The sequence below is a fragment of the Paenibacillus sp. FSL H3-0329 genome, assembly GCF_037963285.1.
In the GTDB taxonomy this organism is placed as follows: Bacteria; Bacillota; Bacilli; order Paenibacillales; family Paenibacillaceae; genus Paenibacillus_AQ; species Paenibacillus_AQ odorifer.
In genome coordinates, this window is record NZ_CP150150.1 from 1251090 (window position 1) to 1271467 (window position 20378).

At 44.3% G+C, this 20378-nt stretch carries 22 protein-coding genes; 15 read left to right on the top strand and 7 right to left on the bottom strand.

What is annotated here, in order from left to right; translation table 11 throughout:
* Nucleotides 1-179 precede the first annotated feature (179 nt).
* The 5 genes from NSQ66_RS05415 to NSQ66_RS05435 all read right to left on the bottom strand — a co-directional run bounded on the left by NSQ66_RS05415 (nucleotide 180) and on the right by NSQ66_RS05435 (nucleotide 3757).
* Nucleotides 180-962: a TatD family hydrolase gene (locus tag NSQ66_RS05415; protein WP_038569031.1), complete on the bottom strand. Its 783-nt coding sequence runs from the start codon at nucleotides 960-962 to the stop codon at nucleotides 180-182.
* Nucleotides 959-2092, bottom strand: a complete 1134-nt coding sequence (locus NSQ66_RS05420) for a copper amine oxidase N-terminal domain-containing protein (protein WP_052096814.1) — start codon at nucleotides 2090-2092, stop codon at nucleotides 959-961. The genes NSQ66_RS05415 and NSQ66_RS05420 overlap by 4 nt, the downstream gene beginning before the upstream one ends.
* 103 nt (nucleotides 2093-2195) lie before the next feature.
* The gene (locus NSQ66_RS05425; protein WP_038569032.1) at nucleotides 2196-2507 is read right to left on the bottom strand and encodes a hypothetical protein; all 312 of its coding nucleotides are present in this window, start codon (nucleotides 2505-2507) and stop codon (nucleotides 2196-2198) included.
* Between the two features lie 12 nt (nucleotides 2508-2519).
* Entirely contained in the window at nucleotides 2520-3167 is a 648-nt protein-coding gene (locus NSQ66_RS05430; RefSeq protein ID WP_036686760.1) for a hypothetical protein, read from the bottom strand.
* 170 nt (nucleotides 3168-3337) lie between these two features.
* A complete protein-coding gene (locus NSQ66_RS05435) occupies nucleotides 3338-3757 on the bottom strand; it encodes a MarR family transcriptional regulator (protein WP_051491478.1) in 420 nt (139 codons plus the stop codon).
* A gap of 219 nt (nucleotides 3758-3976) precedes the next feature.
* Here NSQ66_RS05435 and NSQ66_RS05440 point away from each other — a divergent pair, with 219 nt between their 5' ends.
* A complete protein-coding gene (locus tag NSQ66_RS05440) occupies nucleotides 3977-4543 on the top strand; it encodes a sigma-70 family RNA polymerase sigma factor (protein ID WP_038569035.1) in 567 nt (188 codons plus the stop codon).
* Nucleotides 4540-5502: a DUF4367 domain-containing protein gene (locus NSQ66_RS05445; RefSeq protein WP_038569037.1), complete on the top strand. Its 963-nt coding sequence runs from the start codon at nucleotides 4540-4542 to the stop codon at nucleotides 5500-5502. Before NSQ66_RS05440 ends, NSQ66_RS05445 begins: the two co-directional genes overlap by 4 nt.
* Before the next feature lie 399 nt (nucleotides 5503-5901).
* On the opposite strand, the gene NSQ66_RS05450 is transcribed toward NSQ66_RS05445, so the two are convergent.
* Nucleotides 5902-6084 carry a hypothetical protein gene (locus NSQ66_RS05450; protein WP_143758648.1) on the bottom strand — a complete coding sequence of 61 codons (183 nt, stop codon included), beginning with the start codon at nucleotides 6082-6084 and terminating at the stop codon, nucleotides 5902-5904.
* 135 nt (nucleotides 6085-6219) lie between these two features.
* On the opposite strand from NSQ66_RS05450, the gene NSQ66_RS05455 reads away from it, so the two are divergent.
* From NSQ66_RS05455 to NSQ66_RS05510, 12 genes are all read left to right on the top strand, one after another.
* Complete coding sequence (locus tag NSQ66_RS05455) at nucleotides 6220-6807, top strand: sigma-70 family RNA polymerase sigma factor (RefSeq protein WP_038569039.1); 588 nt, start codon at nucleotides 6220-6222, stop codon at nucleotides 6805-6807.
* On the top strand, nucleotides 6794-7552 hold the full coding sequence (locus NSQ66_RS05460; protein WP_038569041.1) for a DUF3600 domain-containing protein: 759 nt from the start codon (nucleotides 6794-6796) through the stop codon (nucleotides 7550-7552). The genes NSQ66_RS05455 and NSQ66_RS05460 overlap by 14 nt, the downstream gene beginning before the upstream one ends.
* Nucleotides 7553-7808: 256 nt before the next feature.
* Nucleotides 7809-9194, top strand: a complete 1386-nt coding sequence (locus NSQ66_RS05465; protein ID WP_076100053.1) for a helix-turn-helix transcriptional regulator — start codon at nucleotides 7809-7811, stop codon at nucleotides 9192-9194.
* 145 nt (nucleotides 9195-9339) lie between these two features.
* Nucleotides 9340-9513 carry an aspartyl-phosphate phosphatase Spo0E family protein gene (locus tag NSQ66_RS05470; RefSeq protein ID WP_094903681.1) on the top strand — a complete coding sequence of 58 codons (174 nt, stop codon included), beginning with the start codon at nucleotides 9340-9342 and terminating at the stop codon, nucleotides 9511-9513.
* A 205-nt stretch (nucleotides 9514-9718) separates the two neighbouring features.
* A complete protein-coding gene (locus NSQ66_RS05475; RefSeq protein WP_036686774.1) occupies nucleotides 9719-10804 on the top strand; it encodes an outer membrane lipoprotein carrier protein LolA in 1086 nt (361 codons plus the stop codon).
* A gap of 188 nt (nucleotides 10805-10992) precedes the next feature.
* Nucleotides 10993-12174, top strand: a complete 1182-nt coding sequence (gene alr / locus NSQ66_RS05480) for an alanine racemase (RefSeq protein ID WP_036686775.1) — start codon at nucleotides 10993-10995, stop codon at nucleotides 12172-12174.
* A gap of 215 nt (nucleotides 12175-12389) precedes the next feature.
* Entirely contained in the window at nucleotides 12390-12671 is a 282-nt protein-coding gene (locus NSQ66_RS05485) for a CopG family ribbon-helix-helix protein (RefSeq protein ID WP_025698676.1), read from the top strand.
* Nucleotides 12672-12674: 3 nt separating this feature from the next.
* Nucleotides 12675-13025: a type II toxin-antitoxin system PemK/MazF family toxin gene (locus NSQ66_RS05490; protein ID WP_036686777.1), complete on the top strand. Its 351-nt coding sequence runs from the start codon at nucleotides 12675-12677 to the stop codon at nucleotides 13023-13025.
* Nucleotides 13026-13232: 207 nt separating this feature from the next.
* Nucleotides 13233-13790, top strand: a complete 558-nt coding sequence (locus NSQ66_RS05495) for a TetR/AcrR family transcriptional regulator (RefSeq protein WP_051491479.1) — start codon at nucleotides 13233-13235, stop codon at nucleotides 13788-13790.
* A gap of 172 nt (nucleotides 13791-13962) precedes the next feature.
* Nucleotides 13963-15162, top strand: coding sequence for an MFS transporter (locus NSQ66_RS05500; protein ID WP_076100052.1), 1200 nt, complete (start codon nucleotides 13963-13965; stop codon nucleotides 15160-15162).
* 173 nt (nucleotides 15163-15335) lie between these two features.
* A complete protein-coding gene (locus NSQ66_RS05505; RefSeq protein WP_076100050.1) occupies nucleotides 15336-17564 on the top strand; it encodes a Tex family protein in 2229 nt (742 codons plus the stop codon).
* 184 nt (nucleotides 17565-17748) lie between these two features.
* Nucleotides 17749-18081: a DUF6468 domain-containing protein gene (locus NSQ66_RS05510; protein ID WP_076141956.1), complete on the top strand. Its 333-nt coding sequence runs from the start codon at nucleotides 17749-17751 to the stop codon at nucleotides 18079-18081.
* A 48-nt stretch (nucleotides 18082-18129) separates the two neighbouring features.
* On the opposite strand, the gene NSQ66_RS05515 is transcribed toward NSQ66_RS05510, so the two are convergent.
* On the bottom strand, nucleotides 18130-19185 hold the full coding sequence (locus tag NSQ66_RS05515) for a GIY-YIG nuclease family protein (RefSeq protein ID WP_076141957.1): 1056 nt from the start codon (nucleotides 19183-19185) through the stop codon (nucleotides 18130-18132).
* Between the two features lie 169 nt (nucleotides 19186-19354).
* Between NSQ66_RS05515 and NSQ66_RS05520 the strand changes: the two genes are divergently transcribed.
* On the top strand, nucleotides 19355-20131 hold the full coding sequence (locus NSQ66_RS05520; RefSeq protein ID WP_036686786.1) for a hypothetical protein: 777 nt from the start codon (nucleotides 19355-19357) through the stop codon (nucleotides 20129-20131).
* Nucleotides 20132-20378 lie beyond the last annotated feature (247 nt).

Genomic DNA, 20378 nt, shown 5'->3' on the forward strand with positions numbered 1-20378 from the left:
AGTACTTCCACTATGAAAAATACGGCTTCACAAGCCAAGCTGTGTTTAATCATAACGTTAGTCTGACTTTAGGCTATTCTAGCTAAGGCACTGACTTTCTTCTACTCTAACAATAGAACTATCTACAAGCAATAGATCTATCTATAGTCTATAGAGCTATCTACAAGCTATAAAACTATCTACAAGCTATAAAATCGCTTAGTATTCGCAGTCACTAACTCTTCCGCTTCGCCGGGGGTGTAACCATGGAGCGCTCCCCAAGCAGCGGCGACTTCCCGAATCATAGACGGATGGGTGATTTTCCCCGCAAAAGGTCCTTCGAACGGCCAAGGCCCATCGGTTTCAGCCATGACTAGCTCTGGGGGATAACGGCGGGCAAGCGCCTGTATCTCCGGCTCATACAGGATATCCGGGGTGAAGGAGATATAGTAGCCGTTCTTAATCATACGGGCAATGGCTTCTTCTGGACCTTTGAACCAGTGAAAGTGGGCATGCTGTATGTTATGTTTTTCCAGGAGATCACAAGCAATAAGCGCATCTTCATAGACAGCATGCAGCACCACAGGTTTATCGAGACGGGCAGCTAACCCAAGCAACTGATCCAGCAGCTCAATATAGGGCTCCATATCAAAGGTTTCGCCACGTTCTAAAGCTTCAGCACGCGTATAGTAAGGCAGCCCGATTTCCCCCACAGCAATATAATCCTCACTAGATTGACTCTCGATCCATTTCAGCAGAGCAGCCAGCTCAGCATCCTGCGGCAGGGGTTGCTCTGGATGAAAGCCATAAGCTGGACGGACCACGCCGGGATTTATGGCTGCAAGTCTTTGGGTGCGTATACAAGAGTCCAAATTCATAGAGACAGCGATAAGGGCTTTAATTCCCATGTCAGGTAGTTCACTCAGTATCTGTTCGGCAACTTCAGGTTCATATTGCTCTAAATGTATATGGGCATCAATCATAACTGTTTACCCTCCACGTAAGAAGCTAATTCCTCATGAACCTCAAAGCGAATAGAGTCGGGTTCCATTCCATCTTTTCCCGGTTTGTAGGCAAAGGTTAGTGTGCCAATACTCTCCAGAAATCCAATATAAACATTTGTTTCCGCCTTTAGCTTGCCCTCTTCCACTATGTAGTGAGTAACAGCACCAATGCCGGCTTGTTCGCCTAGATTGCCATCCTCAGCACGATCTGGATATCGCAAAGTCACCATGGATGGAGTTGAGCCTTTAACTTGAATTTGAATCAGGGCGTCCCCTTTTTCATTAGAAATTTTTGACGTAACCAATGCGGAGGCGGCTTTATCTGCAGAAGGGACAGTGACTTCTTCCCACGGGTTAGGCTTAATCACGTGAAGTTCCTGCATGGACATGCCCGTACCTGTTCCGAGCCACAGAATGACAACGACTTCTTCCTGTCCATCCTGATCGATGTCGGCATAATGAATCTCAGGAGGGTAACTTAGGAGTCTGGGTGTTTCCCAATCAAATGTATGCTTGTTACCGTTCACCTCTACAACAAATCCTTCGTAGGTACCGCCATCTTTAAGGGCAGTATACAGCTTCACTTGGTTATTTTCTGTAGCAATAGCGAGAGGTTCGCTGGGTGTTCTGACGGTAGTACTAACATCCCCTGATGTTATTAATACTTCAGTTCCAGCTGCATTCAGCTGCGCAGTGGCACCAGACAGAGAGTTTAAGGAATCGGCAGGAATATATAAAATACCATTTCGTAGAATAGCTGGTCCTTCAAGCGAGGTTTGATATCCATCAGCTTGCATATACTCATTGTCCGGCGTCAGAACATAACTACTGCTTCCATCAGAGATGGTCAAGGTCTTTAAGTTATTATCCCATTTTTGTTCTGAGGTGTAGTATTCCATTAGTACTTTTGCAGGTACATAGACCTTATCATCTAGGAAAAAAGGGGAGAGAGTAGGAAGAACGGCTTCGCCGTCCACGATTAGTTTCAGTGGTGCTGAAGTAGCTTGTGTTTGATTAATAGCCATTGTTGTATCCATATCTATGGTTGCCGATGCTCCGCATCCGGCCAAAAAGAGCGTGATAGCTCCTATAGCGATGATTTTATTCATAATTACCTCCAGGATAAAGTCCAGTCCCCTTAAGTATAGAATAAAACAGCGCGTTGTAGGTCACTTTCTATTAACAAAGAGAATACAAGCTTGTTACAGTTCGCTAGTTTTTTATAAAATGCAGGCATCCACGCAATAAACGACGAGTGTAATAGAAAGAAATGAACAAAAGTAAGGAGAGGCACAGACCAATTGGAAGGCTGAGAATGTTCGGGAAATCATAATCTGGGAAGGCATTTAGTCCTATCCCTTTGATGCCAACAATACCTAGCACACCACCGATAGGTGCAATGATTGCACAGACAACACTCCCCACGGCCCAGACACTAAGGATCGGTACACAGAACAAGATGGTGGCACCTTTGGCGATATTTTTGAGTATAGTGGCTCCTGACAAATGAGTGATTTTTTCCATGTAGACTCTCCTTTATTGGTTTAAAAATACAGTTCGGTCAACTTGCGACTTAAGATCCACCGTTAGACTTTTGCTATAGCGGATTTCCCCAATGGTACAACCCGGTCCGACGATGATTTCTTCACCGCACACAAGGTCAGCTGTCGTCCGGTATAACGTTATGCTAGTTCCTTCAATCGTTGTGCAGGTGAGTTTTCGAAAAGGGTGCATCAGCGCATTAATCAACTTGGAAGAGGGTTTAACGATAATGTCACCGCCAGCTCTCATAACCTCGACTGTGCTTCTATTGCCTAAACGGATCTCAATCGATGAATCTGCATTTAGTCTCTTTATGTTCACAGCACCTTCAGCATAAAAAGTCCCGGCTGCAGCATTTTCTGCTACGGACATGTATCCAGAAGATCGGAGATTATCTGCTTGGATATTTTGAACGCGCAGACTCCCTAGATTGTTTACCTGATTGGCCTTACAATTCCCCCCAATTGTACAGTCGCCAGATACTTTGAGTTTTGATGTCGAGACACTACTTTTAGTACTTAAGTGGCCAAACACATCAACAGTAACCGCACGAATATTCTCTCGGACAAACAGCGAACCTCTTACCTTCAACGGTGGATCGATCATGTCAGTACGTTCATAAGTATTGTTATTATTGGACATTTACAGTACCGTCCTTCAAAATATATTTTAATAATTAAAATATATATTCATTATAATATATAGTCAATATAATAAATTGGGAGTTTAACATAAAAAACACTGCCGTCAGTTTCCTGACAGACAGTGTTTATAGAAAAGAGTATAGCTGATAAGGAGCAAAATGAAGGCTGTTAGTGCATCATTTGTTCCATCAATTTATTTATTTGTTCTAAAGTTCCGGAGATTTTATTCAGATCTGAGGTAGGAAATGCTTCAAATATTGTATGGATACGCTGATCGCCTTGTTCTGTAAGGACAATATTGACAACTCTGCGGTCTTCTTTAGTCCGCACCCGTTCAATAAGTCCGGCTTCCTCAAGTTTATCGCACATGGAGGAAGCGGCTCCGGGTGTGACCACGAAGCGTTCAGAGATGTCAGTAATGTTCAAGCTTCCGGTAAGCCGGAGTTGAAACAGCAGCATGATCTGATTGTGAGTCAGGGTTTCCTTTTTAGTGATCATATCAATGAAAAACTGGGATTTCTGCTGCACATTTGCCATAGATTCCATGACCTTATGGATAGCATTTTGTTTCTCTTCCTTTGTGCTCATAACATTGCCTCGCTCCAATTTACTTTAGTTACTAAAATATATAGAAGCTATATTAAGCTTGTCAAGTTGACGGGTTACTGTAGCTTGGTTAGAAAGACTGAATTTAGCGCTGGAACCCTTCTTTTTTTTATATCTTGTAATGAAATTGGAAATATATCGTATTAACTGATGAATTTACTTAGCTAAGTGAAAATTTGGTGGGAAAGGAGAGTTAGATTGATGCATGAGCGCGCATTGCTTCATCCTTTTGTAAAAGAGAATATACAGGAAAATACTGACATAGATGTTTTGTTCACAACGATTTTTGAAACCTACTATAAAAGAATATTCAACTACATCGCTTACCGGGTTAGTTCTCTCCATACGGCTGAGGATCTGACAAGCCTTGTTTTTGAGAAAATGTTGGCGAAACTATCGACCTATTCTCAGGAAAAAGCTCCTTTAGAGGTATGGTTATTCGCCATTGCCAGAAATGTGGTCAATGATCATTACCGGAGTTTTAAAAGGAAAAGTTTCTTTTCGCTGGATGCCGTCAAGGAACTGGTTTCTAGCAGAAAAGATCCGGAAAGCTTGATCCTCCAGGGAGAACGTAGTGGAAGGCTTAACGAAGCCTTGAATACATTGAGCTCAAAGGAGCGGAATATTGTGGCTCTTAAATTTGGTGCTAATCTGAGAAATAGAGAGATTGCCCAGGTTACGGGAATTTCGGAGAGCAATATCGGTGTGATACTCTACCGGACTATGAAAAAGCTGAAGACTGAAATAGGGAGCGTGGAGCAGCTATGAACAGTAAAGACATACAGCAGAAGTTCTCAGCAGATTTAGATGAAAGTATATATGGAGCGGCAAATGATTTAAAGGGTGCTGGGGAGTACAAGGAGCTGCTGGAGCTAGGCAGGGTTCTGGCCCATAAAGATTTCAGCGAGGGCTCTGACAAAACAGCCATTCTGAATAAGGCTCGGAGAAAGTATGCCGGCCAAAAGGAGGAGAAAGGATTGCGTACAAAACATAGATTAAGACGTCCTGCTGTTATGCTGGCAACTTTGCTAGTGGTTAGCGTATTAAGTGTAACTTTTGTGCAGCCGTCATTTGCACAGGAGCTGTTAATGAAAGTATTGCAAACGATAAACTTAGGCCATATTGTAGCCCATGAAGTAGAATTTTCTGCGGATTCCAACGTGATTCCGGATGACTTTAAGGGGAAGATTTTTGATAGCAAAGGAAATGCGCTTGTGACCCTCGACGCTGCTCAAAAGGCAGGTGATATCTACAATGCTGATGGGGAAAAAATCGTCGGAGTTGAAGACGGCAGACTGGTTACGCAATCTGAGAGGGATCAAGAGAAAGCGGAATTGCTGATCGAGAGGGATTCTAGCAAGCTAAATGAATATACGATTTTTAATGTGGGATTGCCGGAGTATTTGCCAGACGGTTATACCTTTGATCGTGCAGAGTTTTATAAGGATAGCAATGGTGAAGTAATCAACAGCAAATATATTAATTTATATTTTGTTAATGAAGCTACCGATGAGATCATCTCGATGCAGCAGCGGCACGCTGATTCCGAAACGGCTTATGAGATGTCGACGGATGGCACAATCGAAAAAGTGAAGATTAACGGAGCTGATGCTGTATTGGTTAATGGAAAAGGGTTGGACTGGGAAGCCAATGGAGTCTTATACGGTGTAACATCAGCTAGCTTGGACAAGAATGATTTGATCAAAGTTGCTGAGTCTATCCGCTGACTGATTTTTTAGAGAGATAGGCGGTTACTGTTCGAGTATATATAGGCAAGGGGATGATCCATATGGATCTCCCCTTTTTCGCTTTATTGAGGGCACATGCAAACAACGTTTGGGAGAATATAGCTGTACTTCGTACAACTATATTTCTGCGAAATAACGCTTGGATGGATATAATTGTATTTCGTACACTTATTTTCACGATTTATCCCACTATAGGAAGTTTCTCCGCTTTTTAATTGTATAGAATACACTTAAAATCAGAGTAAACCTTTTTGCATATGGAATAAGTGTACAGAATGCAGTTATCTCATAGATTTCTGCGGGATCCGGCCAAAGCTGGCGTGTAAAGCCGAACATCAGCTTCCACCTGTCCATAATCTGTTCAAGCAAAGCTGAACATCAGCTTCCACCTGCCCATAATCTGTTCAAGCAAAGCTGAAGACTAGCTTCCACCGCCCATAATCTGCTCAAGCAAAGCTGAAGATCAGCTTCCACCGTCCGTAATCTGCTCAGGCAAAGCTGAAGACTAGCTTCCACCGCCCATAATTTGCTCAAGCCGAACATCAGCTTCCACCTGTCCATAATCTGTTCAGCTGGCGGTCAGCCTCGGCTTACTTCATCTACTCCATTAAGCCGCTGCAGAGTAAAAAATAAATCGAACGATTTATTCTCTATGTACCAATACATAGTGTAAGACCGAAGGAGGGATTGAGAGGGATGAAACATCCAAATGAATATTCTCAGCTCATTGCGCTTACGCTAGACGGCAGCCGTGAAGCGTACAGTGAACTATATGAAGCAACGATTCGGGATGTGTATCAGACCGTTCATTTTCTCGTTCGCGAAACCTCCGATGTGGATGATGTTGTTCAGGAGATTTATATTCAGGTGCACCGGTCGCTTGAGCAATTTGACGTCAATCGTCCTTTTAGGCCTTGGCTTATGGGGCTGGTTATGCGGCAAATTCATGCCTATCGAAGAAAGAGATGGACGCATCTCCGAATGGTTAAAAAAGTAGAGCAGACTGATTTAAGGATGGAACCTGATTTCACTAGTGATGTTGTGGACAGGTTAGCTAACCGCCGTCTACTAGCAAGTGTAGATCGTCTTCCATTTAAGCTGAAGCAGGTGATTATTCTGCACTATTTAAATGAATATTCACAGGAAGAAAGTGCCGCGATACTGGGTATCCCTCTGGGTACGGTGAAATCCCGTATTCATGCTGCACTGCACAAGCTTCGTCAGAAGCCGGAGAATCATACTCTTTTTAAGGGAAAGGTGGAGGACCTGCATGAATTTCAATGAAGAGTTACGGACAGTTCTGCAGGAAGAGGCGAGAAATCTAAGTGCCCCACCGGAACTGAAGAAGCAAATACTAAATCAGACCGAGACGAGATCAGGGGGAAGACGAATGAAAAAATGGCTTGTAGCAAGCATTTTGGCGGCTGCATTATTAATTCCTACTGGAGCATATGCCGGATATAATTATTTGGCGGATACCCTGTATGGCTCACAAGCAACTGCTGCTACGATTGGAGTAACCCAGCAACAATATGACAGGCTTGAAGCCAAGCTGCAGAACGCGAAACAAAGCTTTAACGAAGAGGAATTTACAAGATTGATGTCTTTACTAGAGGAATTGGGAGCTTACAATCTGCAAATGGCCGATGCTGACGGAGTCTTTCACCTAGAACAGTTAAGTGCGAAAGATCAAAAGGCATATAATGATTTACAGGTTGAGCTTAAACCTTATTTCGAGAAAATGAATGAAAATGAAATCCCTCAGGCAAAGGCGGCTGTCGTTGATCGTGATACTTTCTGGAATGGCGTGCTGGAAAAAGCTGAACAGAGGTTTACTAAAGAAGAGTTTGAGGAGATCGAACAATTAATAAATGAGTTGCAACGCTATGATGCCAAGGTATTTGATGCAGATGGAAGTGTTCATATGGATCGGCTTTCGAAAGAGGAGATACAAAACCAAGAGAAGTTAATTGAAGCGCTCGGTCCTTATATAAATAAGCTGGACATGATGATTAAACCTAGTTCTTAGTTGAATTTAAATGCATGTATTGAATAACTATGGATAGAAGTAGCATTAGAAAAGCCACCAGAAAAGGTCTAATACACCTTGTGTTCTGGTGGTTTTTTACATTCGGCTAATTTGTATTTTATACATCACTAATTGAATAAATGTATAATCAATTAAGCCAAAAAAAAGTATTTGACCACTGGAATAATTAGACATATTATTATTTAAATACTATTGATCTATATATGAATCATGATGGCGAAAGGTGGCTTTGATCATGAAGCAGATGACCATTCGTGCAGAACTGGCGGACTACCTCAAGAAGAATGGAATAACAATTAATCAATTCGCAGAGGTATCTAAAGTGAATTCGGGCACAATTAGCAACATTATCAATGGGAATCGGCCTATAGCCATGCAGCAATTAGACCGTATTACAAAAGGAATGGGATTAGAAGAAGGCGGCTTTTATGATATGTATGTGGAGGAGTGTTTCATACATTCCAATCCCAATTGGAGACGACTTCGACCTTTTCTATATCGCTGTGCTGAACTAGATAAGCTGGAATGTATAAGTCGGGTGATTGGAATCATGATGGACAGCCTATCTTATACACCCTCGTTGTTTGATACAGCAGAAGATTTTTTTGTACAAGGAAAATATGATGCTGCAGCGTTGTTATACCGGAGTGTCGCGGAGAGTGAGAAGTATCAGCATTCAGAGCGGCTGGCTTTTTGCCAATACAGACTGTTCACGATTGCTCTAGGGGGTGATCAGGATCTGAATTTGCGAGCAGCTGTGCAGTTTGAGGGTTTTGTAAATCGGCTTGATGAAGTCGATCAACTTGACGCGCTGAAGGCTCTGGCGAATACATATAGCGCATTGAGGTATTGGGATAAGGTAATGCTCATAGCTATTGAAATTGAAAAAAAAGCATCCATTCAATATAAGTATAATAATGAGCGAGCCAGAAAAAACGGGTTACAGAAGGAACCTGCAATGCCCTTATTTTCATATATTCTATTTTCTTATGTGTTACGTTCAGTAGTTTACAGAGAGCTGGGAGATTATGATAGAGCATTGCAGTATGTTAACCTTTACATGAATATGAGCTGGATCCGTGAGGATACGGAGGAAGCTTTGCAACTTATGAATCGATGTATGGGTTGGGCACAGGGCAATATATATTTACTGAGAATTTTAAAAGGTGATGTGACAGCGCTTCCGGAATATGTGACCTATATTGAAAAAAGAGAGGAAGACATTCTTCCAGGTCTGTTCAAAATCCTTCAGGCAGCCAATCACTATGATTTTAATGTGGATGATATTCTTCAGCGGTTTGAGCAAGAAATATCAGATTATAGAGATCAGCAGAGAAATCTTAAATGTTATAATCGACAAATTATCGAAGACAGATACACTTTTTTTATGGCTGAAATAGCATTGTATTATATAAGAAGAGGAAAATATGAGCTTAGTATAAAGTATATAATGGATAGTTTGGAGACTTCTGTAAGGATTAATAACGAATCCTGTATAATAAAGTGTGTCAGAATGTTTGAGCAGCTTCGGCATACTGCATCTTTAGAAACGCAGAAGCAATACCAAAATCTGATTAGAATCAATGAAAAGAAAAATGGTTTTGTTATTGGAAGTGCCTAGTATTGATAGTTTTATAGAAGAAACAAAAAAGAGTTTTCAGATTAAATCTGAGATCGCTATCTATTGAATTGTAGTAATGCACTTTAATGTAAAATATAGAATTTGACATATACCTCTAATATATTAAATTAGGGAGGTAGTGTTAATGAATGATCAGGAAATTATCCAAAAGAGAATAGAGGGTGCTAGAAAAAAACTTTATTTAATGGAGAGGCAACACGGAGGGCTTTTGCATCCGAATGTGATCAGACAGTCCATGAGATTAGATGAATTAATTAATCAGTACAATAAAGCAGTACATAGCGATAATGAGGATTGAAGAGAATGGTTAAACACCCTACATAATGATATTGCAACTTCTGATGAAGTATAGAGCCAGCGCTGTGCGCGGGCTTTTTGGCTTGTTGGATCTCATAAAATAAATCAATGCTGCACGCTTGTCATGCCCGTCTGCATATTGCGGCCAAGTCCCTCATAGACATGTACTAATCAATGCATTCAAAACAGGTTAAGGGGATGATGTCATGCGCCGGATAACATGGGTACTCGCGATCATTATGAGCGTGGCCCTGGTGATGACGGGGTGCGGGAAGAAGGATGCCGCTTCCGTAGTCAAGGATTTGAACAATGTGGCTGACAAGTTGGAAAGTAAGCAGGGAACGTACCAAGGTTCTGGCACAATGACCCTGTATACCGGGGAACAGCCGCAGGAGTATAAGGTAGAAGTATGGTACAAGAATCCTTCCTACTACCGGATCAGCTTGGCAAATGTTCAGAAGGATATTACGCAGATCGTACTTCGTAATGATGAGGGAGTGTTCGTACTCACACCAAGTATGAATAAGAGCTTCCGTTTCCAAAGCGATTGGCCGGATGATCAAGGTCAGGTCTATCTGTATCAGACGTTGGTTCGTGGCATAGTTTCGGATAATAACCGCCAATTTGTGGAAGATGGAGATAACTATGTGTTCGAGGTAGCCGCGAATTATCAAAGCAATGCCCTTGTGCGGCAAAAGATTTGGCTTGATAAAAAGACTTATGAGCCTAAACAGGTTCAAGTCTCTGATTCTGAGGCGAAGGTAGTTGTAAACGTGAAGTTTGACACCTTCAAATTCGATACGGATTTCACCAAGGATTCCTTTGATATGGAAAAGAACATGGCCTCGGGTAAGTCCGCAGAGAGCACAGTAGCTGAGGTTGATGAGAATGGTAATCCGGTTACAGCTCCTGAGGGCCAAGAACAGGCTGAACAACCAGTGGCAGCAGAGCTTGGAGACTTTGGGATCATTGAACCTGATTATATTCCAGCTGGTGTAGAGTTCAAGGACTCGCATAAATTGGAGGGCAACAAAGACCATGCTGTTCTCATCCGATATGATGGGATTTATCAGTACACTATTATGGAATCCCGTCCACTGGACCGTGCGGTAGCACTGGCGCCTGGAACCCTGAAAGACCTTGGTTTTACGTGGGGAGTTCTGAGTGGGGATGAGCAGCAGACATTGACTTGGATGTCTGAGGGTGTAGAGTACCGAATTACAAGTGCCAATCTTCCTGCTAATGAAATGATGCAAATTGCCGCTTCTATGGAGGCACAATCGGGTAAATAATAAAAAGTAGGCGGATACTGCGTTTTGTGGGATTCTTTCCTCTACAACGTATTATCCGCTTTTCTTTATTTGCCGGGGCTCCAGCACACATTGACAGCCACCTTCTGTAGCATTACCATTGGTACTAAGACAATGATTAATGCAATGCAGCAATGACGTTTTACTACAACGTAAGAAGGTGACTTGAAGTGCAAGCAAGCTATCGACCGACAGTAGCCGAAATTAATCTGGATGATTTGCGTGCCAATTACGAAGCCTTTCGCCGCTACTTGCCGGCAGAGACAAAGTTTATGGGATGCGTCAAAGGAAATGCGTACGGCCATGGAGCAGTGGAAGTGACACGGGAGCTGGAAAGACTCGGAGCAGATTATGTTAGTGTGGCTTTTTTGGATGAAGCATTGGAGCTGCGTCAGGCGGGAATACTGATTCCTATACTGGTGCTTGGCTACACTTCCCCAGAAGGAATAGCCGTTGCCTGGGAGAACCATGTAACTGTAACACTGTTCACACCGGAGGTACTGGAGGCTATAAGACAGCTTCCTATAGATCCGGAACATCGGCTAAAGGTGCATATCAAGATTGATAGCGGGATGGGACGACTGGGTCTTTTACCAGCTGACGCACCTGCATTTATCTCTGAAGTGCAGTCTGTTGCGCAGGCGGAGCTGGAGGGTATGTTTACCCATTTTGCCAAGGCAGACGAACAAGACAAAAGCTATACACTGGAACAGCATCGACGGTTCATGAGCGTGGCGGAAACGCTGCGGGAGCAGAACATTCAGATCCCGATCATACATACGGGCAATAGCGCTACGGCCATTGATTCACCTTATTTATCCAGCAACATGGTGCGTGTAGGCATCAGCTTGTACGGATTTTATCCCTCCACAGAGGTGAACCGTCAACTGGTAGAACTACGTCCGGTATTGACGCTGAAGACGCAGGTTGTATATGTCAAAAGCCTGCCTGCCGATTGGGGCGTCAGTTACGGCACTAGGTACATCACAGAGAGCGAGGAGATTATTGCAACGCTACCTGTGGGGTACGCAGATGGATATTCCCGCATGCTAACTGGCAAAGCGGAGGTGCTAATACGTGGACGCCGCGTTCCTGTCGTCGGAACAATCTGCATGGATCAGTGTATGGTATCACTCAAATCTTTCGCTGCAGAAGCGGAACAAATTAAAGCAGGCGAAGAAGTTGTTCTCATCGGCCGTCAAGCTGACGTGATGATCACGGCAGACGAGTTGGCTCTCCAGCTTGGAACAATTCACTACGAGGTTATCTGCATGTTGGCTCATCGGGTGCCACGCGTTTATATAAGTGAAGGCACACTTCCTAAATTAGTAAATGCTCTACTCACAAACTGAAAGTTCTTGACAGTGATGTTATACAAGGGAGAAAATAGAAGGAATTGTATCGTATTAGGAGATGTGACTAAAAGCCTATACGAACCACCATTTCTAGTTTATAATGGGATGCAGCATACTTGATATACTGGCGGCATATATTCCTTGTATAAAATTCCTTGTATATTGTAACACTGGAACACAAGGGCAGAAGGTTTGTGGGGGTGGAAGAGAAGGTGGCTAATTTGCAGAACACCAAAAGAATCATGATCAGCTTGCCCGATCATCTCTTGCAGGAAGTGGACGGAATTGTTCAATTGGAGAATTCCAACCGGAGTGAATTGATTAGGCAGGCCATGAAGCTGTACTTGAGCGAACGGAGGAAACGTTCCATCCGGGAGTCCATGCAGCGCGGCTACATGGAAATGGCTAAGATCAACTTGACCATGGCATGCGAGGCTTTCCTCGCGGAGGAAGATGCAGACAGCACTCTTGGCCGCTTAGTAAGCGGGGTGTAGACATTGATCGTTAAACGTGGCGATGTTTTTTTTGCTGATCTTTCGCCGGTTGTAGGTTCTGAACAAGGCGGAGTAAGGCCAGTTCTGGTCATCCAGAACGATATTGGCAATCGCTTTAGCCCGACGGTAATTGTGGCTGCAATCACAGCCCAAATTCAGAAGGCTAAGTTACCTACACATGTGGAAATTGACGCAGCTGCTCATGGCTTTGACAGAGATTCTGTTATTTTGCTGGAACAGGTTAGGACGATTGACAAACAACGCTTAACTGACAAGATCACCCACCTTGATGATGAAACGATGAAAAAGGTGGATGAATCGCTGCAAATCAGCCTTGGTCTGATTGATTTTTAATCACCCTAGGTTATAGATAACTCATGAGATTGGCGCTCGGGTACGAATCCGGGCGTCTTTTAATGTGCGTTTTTGCGTATAGTAAATAAAGAATCGTTAGGTCTTCACTTTTTGAAAATGATCTGATATTATTAGACCGTACGGTCGGTTTAGGAGGTGCTTAGAATCAAAGGACGCTCAGACGGAGAAGAAACTAAAAAAAGAATTGTGCGCAAGGCCACGCAGCTGTTTGTACAGAAGGGTTATGCTGCCGTAACTATGAATGAAGTTTGTGTAGCCTCGAATGTCAGTAAGGGCAGTCTGTATCACCATTTTCCGAGCAAGGATGAGCTTTTTCTATTTGTAGTGGAAGTGGATACGTTAGAGTGGCTGCAAGCGTGGAATGATAAGAAACAGGAAATTGCAGGGATCGAAGAACGATTTTATGCGTTAGCCGAGCATTACGCAAATGATTTTCAGAATCCACTGATTCATGCGCTCGAGGAATTCTCCAGAAGCAGATGCCACCCGGAAGAGATTAGCAAGCGGCTTTCACTTCTTTATGAAGCAGCCTCACATGCTTGTCGTGATCTTTTGAAGGAAGGGATTGAAACAGGATATTTGGTAAAAGGCGACTTGGAGAACTATGTAATTATCGTGAGTGGCATGCTTGAAGGGATTGGAAGAGTTTCTGAATTCTCGATTCATGAGAAGACCCGGGAGGATATAAAAAAATATTACCGGGAAGCAGTAAATTTATTATTACAAGGGATTCGTACGGGGTAAGATAACGAGGGGCATGAAAAGAAGCTTTACATTCAGGATCATGAAGGCTGAAGCTTCTCAAAGGCACCGGGATAGGAAGGGTTATTTTTTTACTATTATTTAGACCGGATGGTCGGTCTTAACATGCATAATATTCGAAGATTTGGCTTTAAACACACGGAGGGTTAATACAATGTCATTGTTACTTAGAAACAGAGGCGCTATGCTGCTTGTTATGCTTAATATTTTTCTAGCTTTCACTGGAATTGGGCTAGTAGTCCCAATAATGCCAACCTACATGAATGAGCTTGGGATCAGCGGAAGTACTGTCGGGCTCTTGGTCGCCTCCTTCTCGCTTGCCCAATTATTAATATCGCCATTTGCCGGCAGATTATCCGACAGAATCGGTAGAAAAAAGGTGATTGTAGCAGGTTTGATCGTGTTTGCGATATCTGAGCTGATTTTTGGTCTGGCCAATGTACCTTGGCTCTTGTTCGTTTCGAGATTGCTTGGTGGTGCAGGAGCTGCTCTAATTATGCCGGCAGTTATGGCTTATGTAGCGGACACGACTTCTTTTGAAGAGAGAGCTAAAGGAATGGGACTAATTAATGCAGCCATTACCACCGGCTTTATTATTGGTCCTGGGATTGGCGGTTATCTTGCTGAGCTTGGAATGCGGGTACCCTTTTTCTGTGCGGCTGGTGCAGCTGGAGTTGCAGCTCTAATTACAGTTTTAATCTTGCCTGAGTCTCTGTCTGAAGAGAAACGTAAGGAAGCGACGTTATCAAAAAATAATCAGGAAAGCTTCTTGACACAGCTGATGCGTTCTTATCGCGAGCCGTACTTTTTCGGCTTAATTATTGTATTTGTCATGGCTTTTGGACTGGCTAATTATGAAACGGTGTTCGGATTGTTCGTGGATCATAAATTTGGCTTTACGCCTAAGGATATCGCTTTTGTAATTACCTTTGGTTCTATTGCAGGTGCGGTGGTGCAGGTGTCCGCATTTGGCTGGATCTTGAATAAATTCGGGGAGAACAAGGTGATCTCCACTTGTCTTATAGTCTCATCATTGTTTATTCTGCTGACCTTGTTTGTAAGCGGCTTTTGGGCGATTATTACGGTTACCTTTATTGTGTTCTTTGCAATGGATATTCTGCGTCCAGCAGTAGGTACACAGCTTTCCAAAATGGCCGGAGAATCACAGCAAGGTTTCGTAGCGGGAATGAACTCAGCTTATACAAGTCTCGGAAATATTGCTGGGCCTATCGTCGCAGGGTATTTGTTTGATCTTAGTATTAACTTCCCATATGGGGCAGCCGCGCTCGTTCTGGCTTTGTGTTTTGTATTGTCACTGAGTTCCGGCAAACGGGGAATGGGGCAGCGGGCGTAATCGCTAAATCCGGGCTCTGACCCGTCCACGATGCCTCGCTATATGCGCACAGCGGTTCAGTACAACGCGCGCTATTCGGGCTGGTCTTTGGTGCAGAGCCGAATCTGTGATACTATTTTAATTATGAGATCAAGATATGTATAAGCAGATTGTGTACGGGAAGAGGGATACTAATGGCGGTAGATAACAGCAATACGGAAGTCATTACGGATGAGGCAAACGCACAGCGGGAGCAGGAATTGATAACCGTAGCGATTGCCAAGGAATTGAACATTAGTCTGAAACAGGTACGCACTACGGTAGGATTGCTGGATGAGGGAAATACCATTCCGTTCATCGCCAGATATCGGAAGGAAATGACAGGTGAGCTGGACGAGAATGCGCTTCGTGATATTGAAGAACGGCTGGGTTATCTTCGCAATCTAGGCGAACGTAAAAAAGACGTTATACGCAATATTGAAGAGCAGGGCAAGCTGACCAAGGAGCTTCATGAGCAAATTATCAATGCGGTCAAGCTTCAGGAAGTAGAGGACTTGTATCGTCCCTTCAAGCAAAAGCGTAAGACGCGGGCTAGTGTTGCGAAGGAAAAAGGACTTGAGCCGCTGGCTAACTGGATCTTGGAGCAGCAAAGACAAGGGGACCCGCAGACTGAAGCATCGAAATATATTGATGTGGAAAAGGGAGTAGAGAGCGCAGACCAAGCGCTGCAAGGCGCACTGGACATCATTGCCGAGAACATAGCAGATGATCCTGCGATCCGCTCTTGGGTTCGCCAGTATACAGCAAGTCAAGGTATTCTTGTGTCTGAAGCAAAGGATGCAGAACAAGAATCCGTATACGAAAATTATTATAGTTACCGTGAACCTGTACACAAAATGCCACCTCACCGCATCCTAGCAATTAACCGTGGTGAGCGTGAAAATATATTAAAGGTAGGCATTGAGGTCGTCACTGATAAAATTCATGCCTATATTGCACGGAAAATTATTAAAGGGCCATCCCCGGTGAAGGAACTGCTGGAAGCAGTGACTGAGGATGCCTACAAACGTTTGATTGCTCCTTCAGTAGAGCGCGAAGTTCGTGGAGAGATGACCGAACGTGGGGAGAACCAGGCGATTTCGATCTTCTCTGGCAATCTACGTAGCCTGCTGCTGCAACCGCCAGTCAAGGGGCGTTGTGTTCTGGGGGTTGACCCTGCATACCGTACTGGATGTAAGCTAGCCGTTGTAGACGATACTGGTAAGCTGCTAGAGGTAGCCGTGACCTATCCGACGCCGCCGAATAACAAGAAGCGCGAAGCTGCTGCTAAGTTCAAAGAGTTGATTGCTAAGTACGGCATTCAGCTCATCGTAATCGGCAATGGCACAGGCTCGCGTGAAACGGAGCAGTTTACGGCAGAAGTGATTGCCGAGATTGGCAATCCAGAGCTGGCGTACCTGATCGTTAATGAAGCGGGAGCGAGTGTCTATTCTGCTTCCAAGCTGGCGCAGGAGGAATTCCCGGATCTGGATGTAGCGGAGCGCAGCGCGGCTTCTATCGCCCGCCGTGTGCAAGACCCGCTGGCGGAGCTGGTGAAGATCGATCCGAAAGCTATAGGTGTGGGACAGTACCAGCATGACGTCTCCCAAAAGCATCTGGAGGAGAGTCTTAAAGCCGTCGTGGAATCGGCGGTTAACCATGTTGGCGTAGATGTCAATACGGCATCTCCTGCCTTGCTCTCTTATGTAGCAGGGGTTAATGGAACGATTGCTAAGAATATCGTTAAATTCCGGGAAGAGAACGGCAAGTTCACGACCCGGAAGCAGCTGCAAAAGGTTCCTCGTCTAGGTGCCAAGTCCTATGAGCAATGTATCGGCTTCTTGCGGATTCCGGGTGGAGACAACACCTTGGACCGCACGCCTATTCACCCCGAGTCCTATCCGGTGGTGGATCGTTTGTTCCGTGAGCTAAGCCTCGATGTGAATAAGCTTGGCAGCAAAGAAGTAGCCTCACAGCTTGAGGTACAAAATGCCGAGGAGCTGGCTGTGAAGCTGGATGTCGGCGTGCCTACGCTGCGCGACATCCTGGAGAGCTTGCAGCGTCCGGGCCGCGATCCGCGCGAGGAGCTGCCGCTGCCGATCTTCCGCACCGATGTGCTGAAGATCGAGGATCTGGTTCCTGGCATGGAAATGCAGGGAACCGTCCGCAACGTTATCGATTTCGGCGCATTCGTCGATATCGGCATCAAAAATGATGGGCTGGTGCATATTTCCCAGCTCAGCGGCAGCTTTGTGAAGCACCCGATGGACGTCGTCTCCGTAGGAGACAATGTCACCGTCTGGGTGATGGGTGTTGACCTGAAGAAGGGCCGGGTCAGCTTGACGATGCGTCCGCCGCGTGTTGAGGCGGGAAGTGTAAAGTAGACAGATCGCTGTGATCCTCTAAGAATGACAACAAGAAGCCAGTCTCTATTATTGGGGACTGGCTTCTTGTTGATTATTTTCAGCTGGAACCTTTTTTGTCATTAAAGGAGTGAAGGACGTGCACTCTTTGGGTAAGTTTAGAGTAACAGTTGAACTAAGCGTTTATTACTAGGAGGAGATAGATGTGGGAAATCCATTGAAAGAATTAAAGAATAGTGTGAATGGCCTAAAGCAATCCCTTGATGGAGTTAAGCAATCGGTAGAGGGATTGAAAGAACCTATAGATGAGATGAAGGGAAATATTCAGGTCACGTTGGAGCAAGCGAAGGACAGATCTGAGGAATTTAAATCCGAGATCAGTCGTATGAAGGAATGTGTGGAGGAAACTAAGCTGGTTGTTAATGAGGCGAAGGAAACGGTAATGGAGGCGGGCGAGGTGTTATACACTCAGAAACGCTATAAAAAATTGTTGAAGCGAAACCGAAAAATGCAGCCTGCAAAGGCAGGCCGCCGTTAACTATAATCAGCCGGAAGTCCAAACATTTACCGCAGTTACGAAATCTTTTTAATTATAAGAATGAGAAGGAACCGCATTTAAAAAAATCTGCAACAGCTCATTTACCGAAGCCTCCATATTGGAACGTTGCTCAGCTGCAAGCCAATCCTCTTGAATGATGATGTAGCTGCAGGAGCTGCTTTTTAAATAGCTGTATATTATTTGTGCTTCGTCAATCTCATGGCGCCCGATCGCTGCCGAGGTCTGATTGGTTTCACTCTGAAAGGTGTTCATAATCGCTGACTTTATTGCCGCTTGCAGGTGGGTGATATCCGGTTGATCATATTGTAGCTTGGTATGGGACAGGATACGGTTGCCCTTGAGCAGAATAAGTTTAAGCGTCTGTTCATTCATGGCCTCAAGAACTGCGATATTCTGATTCTCCTGTGCGAATTCGATGACCTTCTCTTTGTGAATCAGGAAGCTGACAGCTCCAATATAGTCCCTGTATTTGGCGGCGGTTTCGAAGTCATAGTACTCCGCGGCCACTGCCATCCGTTGCTCCATTTCCTCAAGGATACTGGAATCTGAGCCGTTTAGTAAGCCAATGACTCGATCAATAATTTTATTATATTGAACAGCGGCATCTCCGCCTGCACACATCCCTATGCATAGGCCAAGCGAATGGTTAAGGCATAGGGAATTTTTAAAGCTAGGGTTACTGCAAAGGATTCTTGAACTATCTTTAATGCCTTGCACGGCCCGTTCCACGGTGCTTCTGCTTGTATAGGGACCAAAAACCTGAGTGCCTTCTTTGACCGCAGGATCATAGGTAATCTCTAACGAACGTATTTTTTCATCCGCTCCTATTACGATATAGGTATAAGCCTGCGGATTTTTCATTTTTTTATTGTACATGGGTTTGATCTCTTTAATTAATTTGCATTCCAGCATAAAGGCTTCAAATTCGGTATCCGTAAGGATGATTTCCAGATCTTTAATATTTCTTACAAGCTGTTTAACCTTTGGGGAATGAGATTTTGAGTTTTGAAAATAGGATTGGACTCTCCGTTTTAACTGTTTTGCCTTGCCAACATATATAATATGACCGAGATTATCCTTCATGAGATAAACGCCGGGAGTTAGGGGAAGGCTTTTAAGTTTTTCTGTTAAATGAATAGTAACCCCGCCCTCTCATAAGAGTTGTATGATTGATAGTTTTAGTATAAGCTTGCAACCTTCATTTGTTCAAATCAGTCTAAAGAGTGAAGAATCAAAGCTAAGGAGGGATCTTATGTACTTCGCAAAAAAAATCGGTGGGCTGGCGCTTATAGCAGCTATGTTATGGCTTACAGCCTGCAGTGGAACGCCAGAAGCGGGAACGGAGCCGAAGCAGACGCCTGAGCAGTCACAAGAGCAGGCACCAGTGCAGACGCCAAAGCAGACACCAGAGCACACACAAACTGCACAGCCAGCGGCTACTACACAACCACCACAGGAGACGGAACTACCACAGGAGACGAAGACATCAAGTACGGGGCAGCCGCAGGATCTAGAGGGATTGCCGCCATTAGTTGAGGAAGCGGCGTCTACGGTAATGAACTCCATTAAGAATAAGGATATGAAGCAATTAGCGGCGTGGGTACATCGGGATAAAGGGCTACGCTTCTCTCCATATGCATACGTGGATACAAAAAATGATCTTGTATTCACCCAGGAGGAAGTAGAAGGATTAATGAATGACTCTACCAAAAGAGTCTGGCGAACATTTGCTGGCTCCGGTGATTTAATCGAGCTTACATTCGCAGATTACTACAAGCGGTTTGTCTACGATGCGGACTTCATTCAGAAGGCCGAAATTGCTGTGAACAAGGGGCTTGGACAAGGGACGACGATCAACAACTTAAACGAAGTGTATCCAAAGGAGCAATATGATTTCGTTGAATATCATATTGCTGGTATCGATCCTTCTGTCGAGGGAATGGATTGGCGCAGCCTGCGTCTAGTTTTTGAGAAGATCGGAGAAGACCATGCATTAGTCGGCATTATTCATGATCAATGGACGCCTTAGCTTACGGACTCAGATGACGCTAATATGGACGCCTTAGCTTACGGACCCAGATGACGCTATTCGCGTGTTTCTAGCGATTGGAGCACAGTTTCGGACTCCAGTGCAGCTATTCATTAGAAAAAGGCACATCTATGGTGCTTTTTGAGCCAATAGCGACGATGGAGTCCGATAGCATCGTAAAAGTGGCATATTTTTGCGTATAAGGTCATCTGAGTCCGATAGCTGCTGCGTCCGTGTAAATATGATC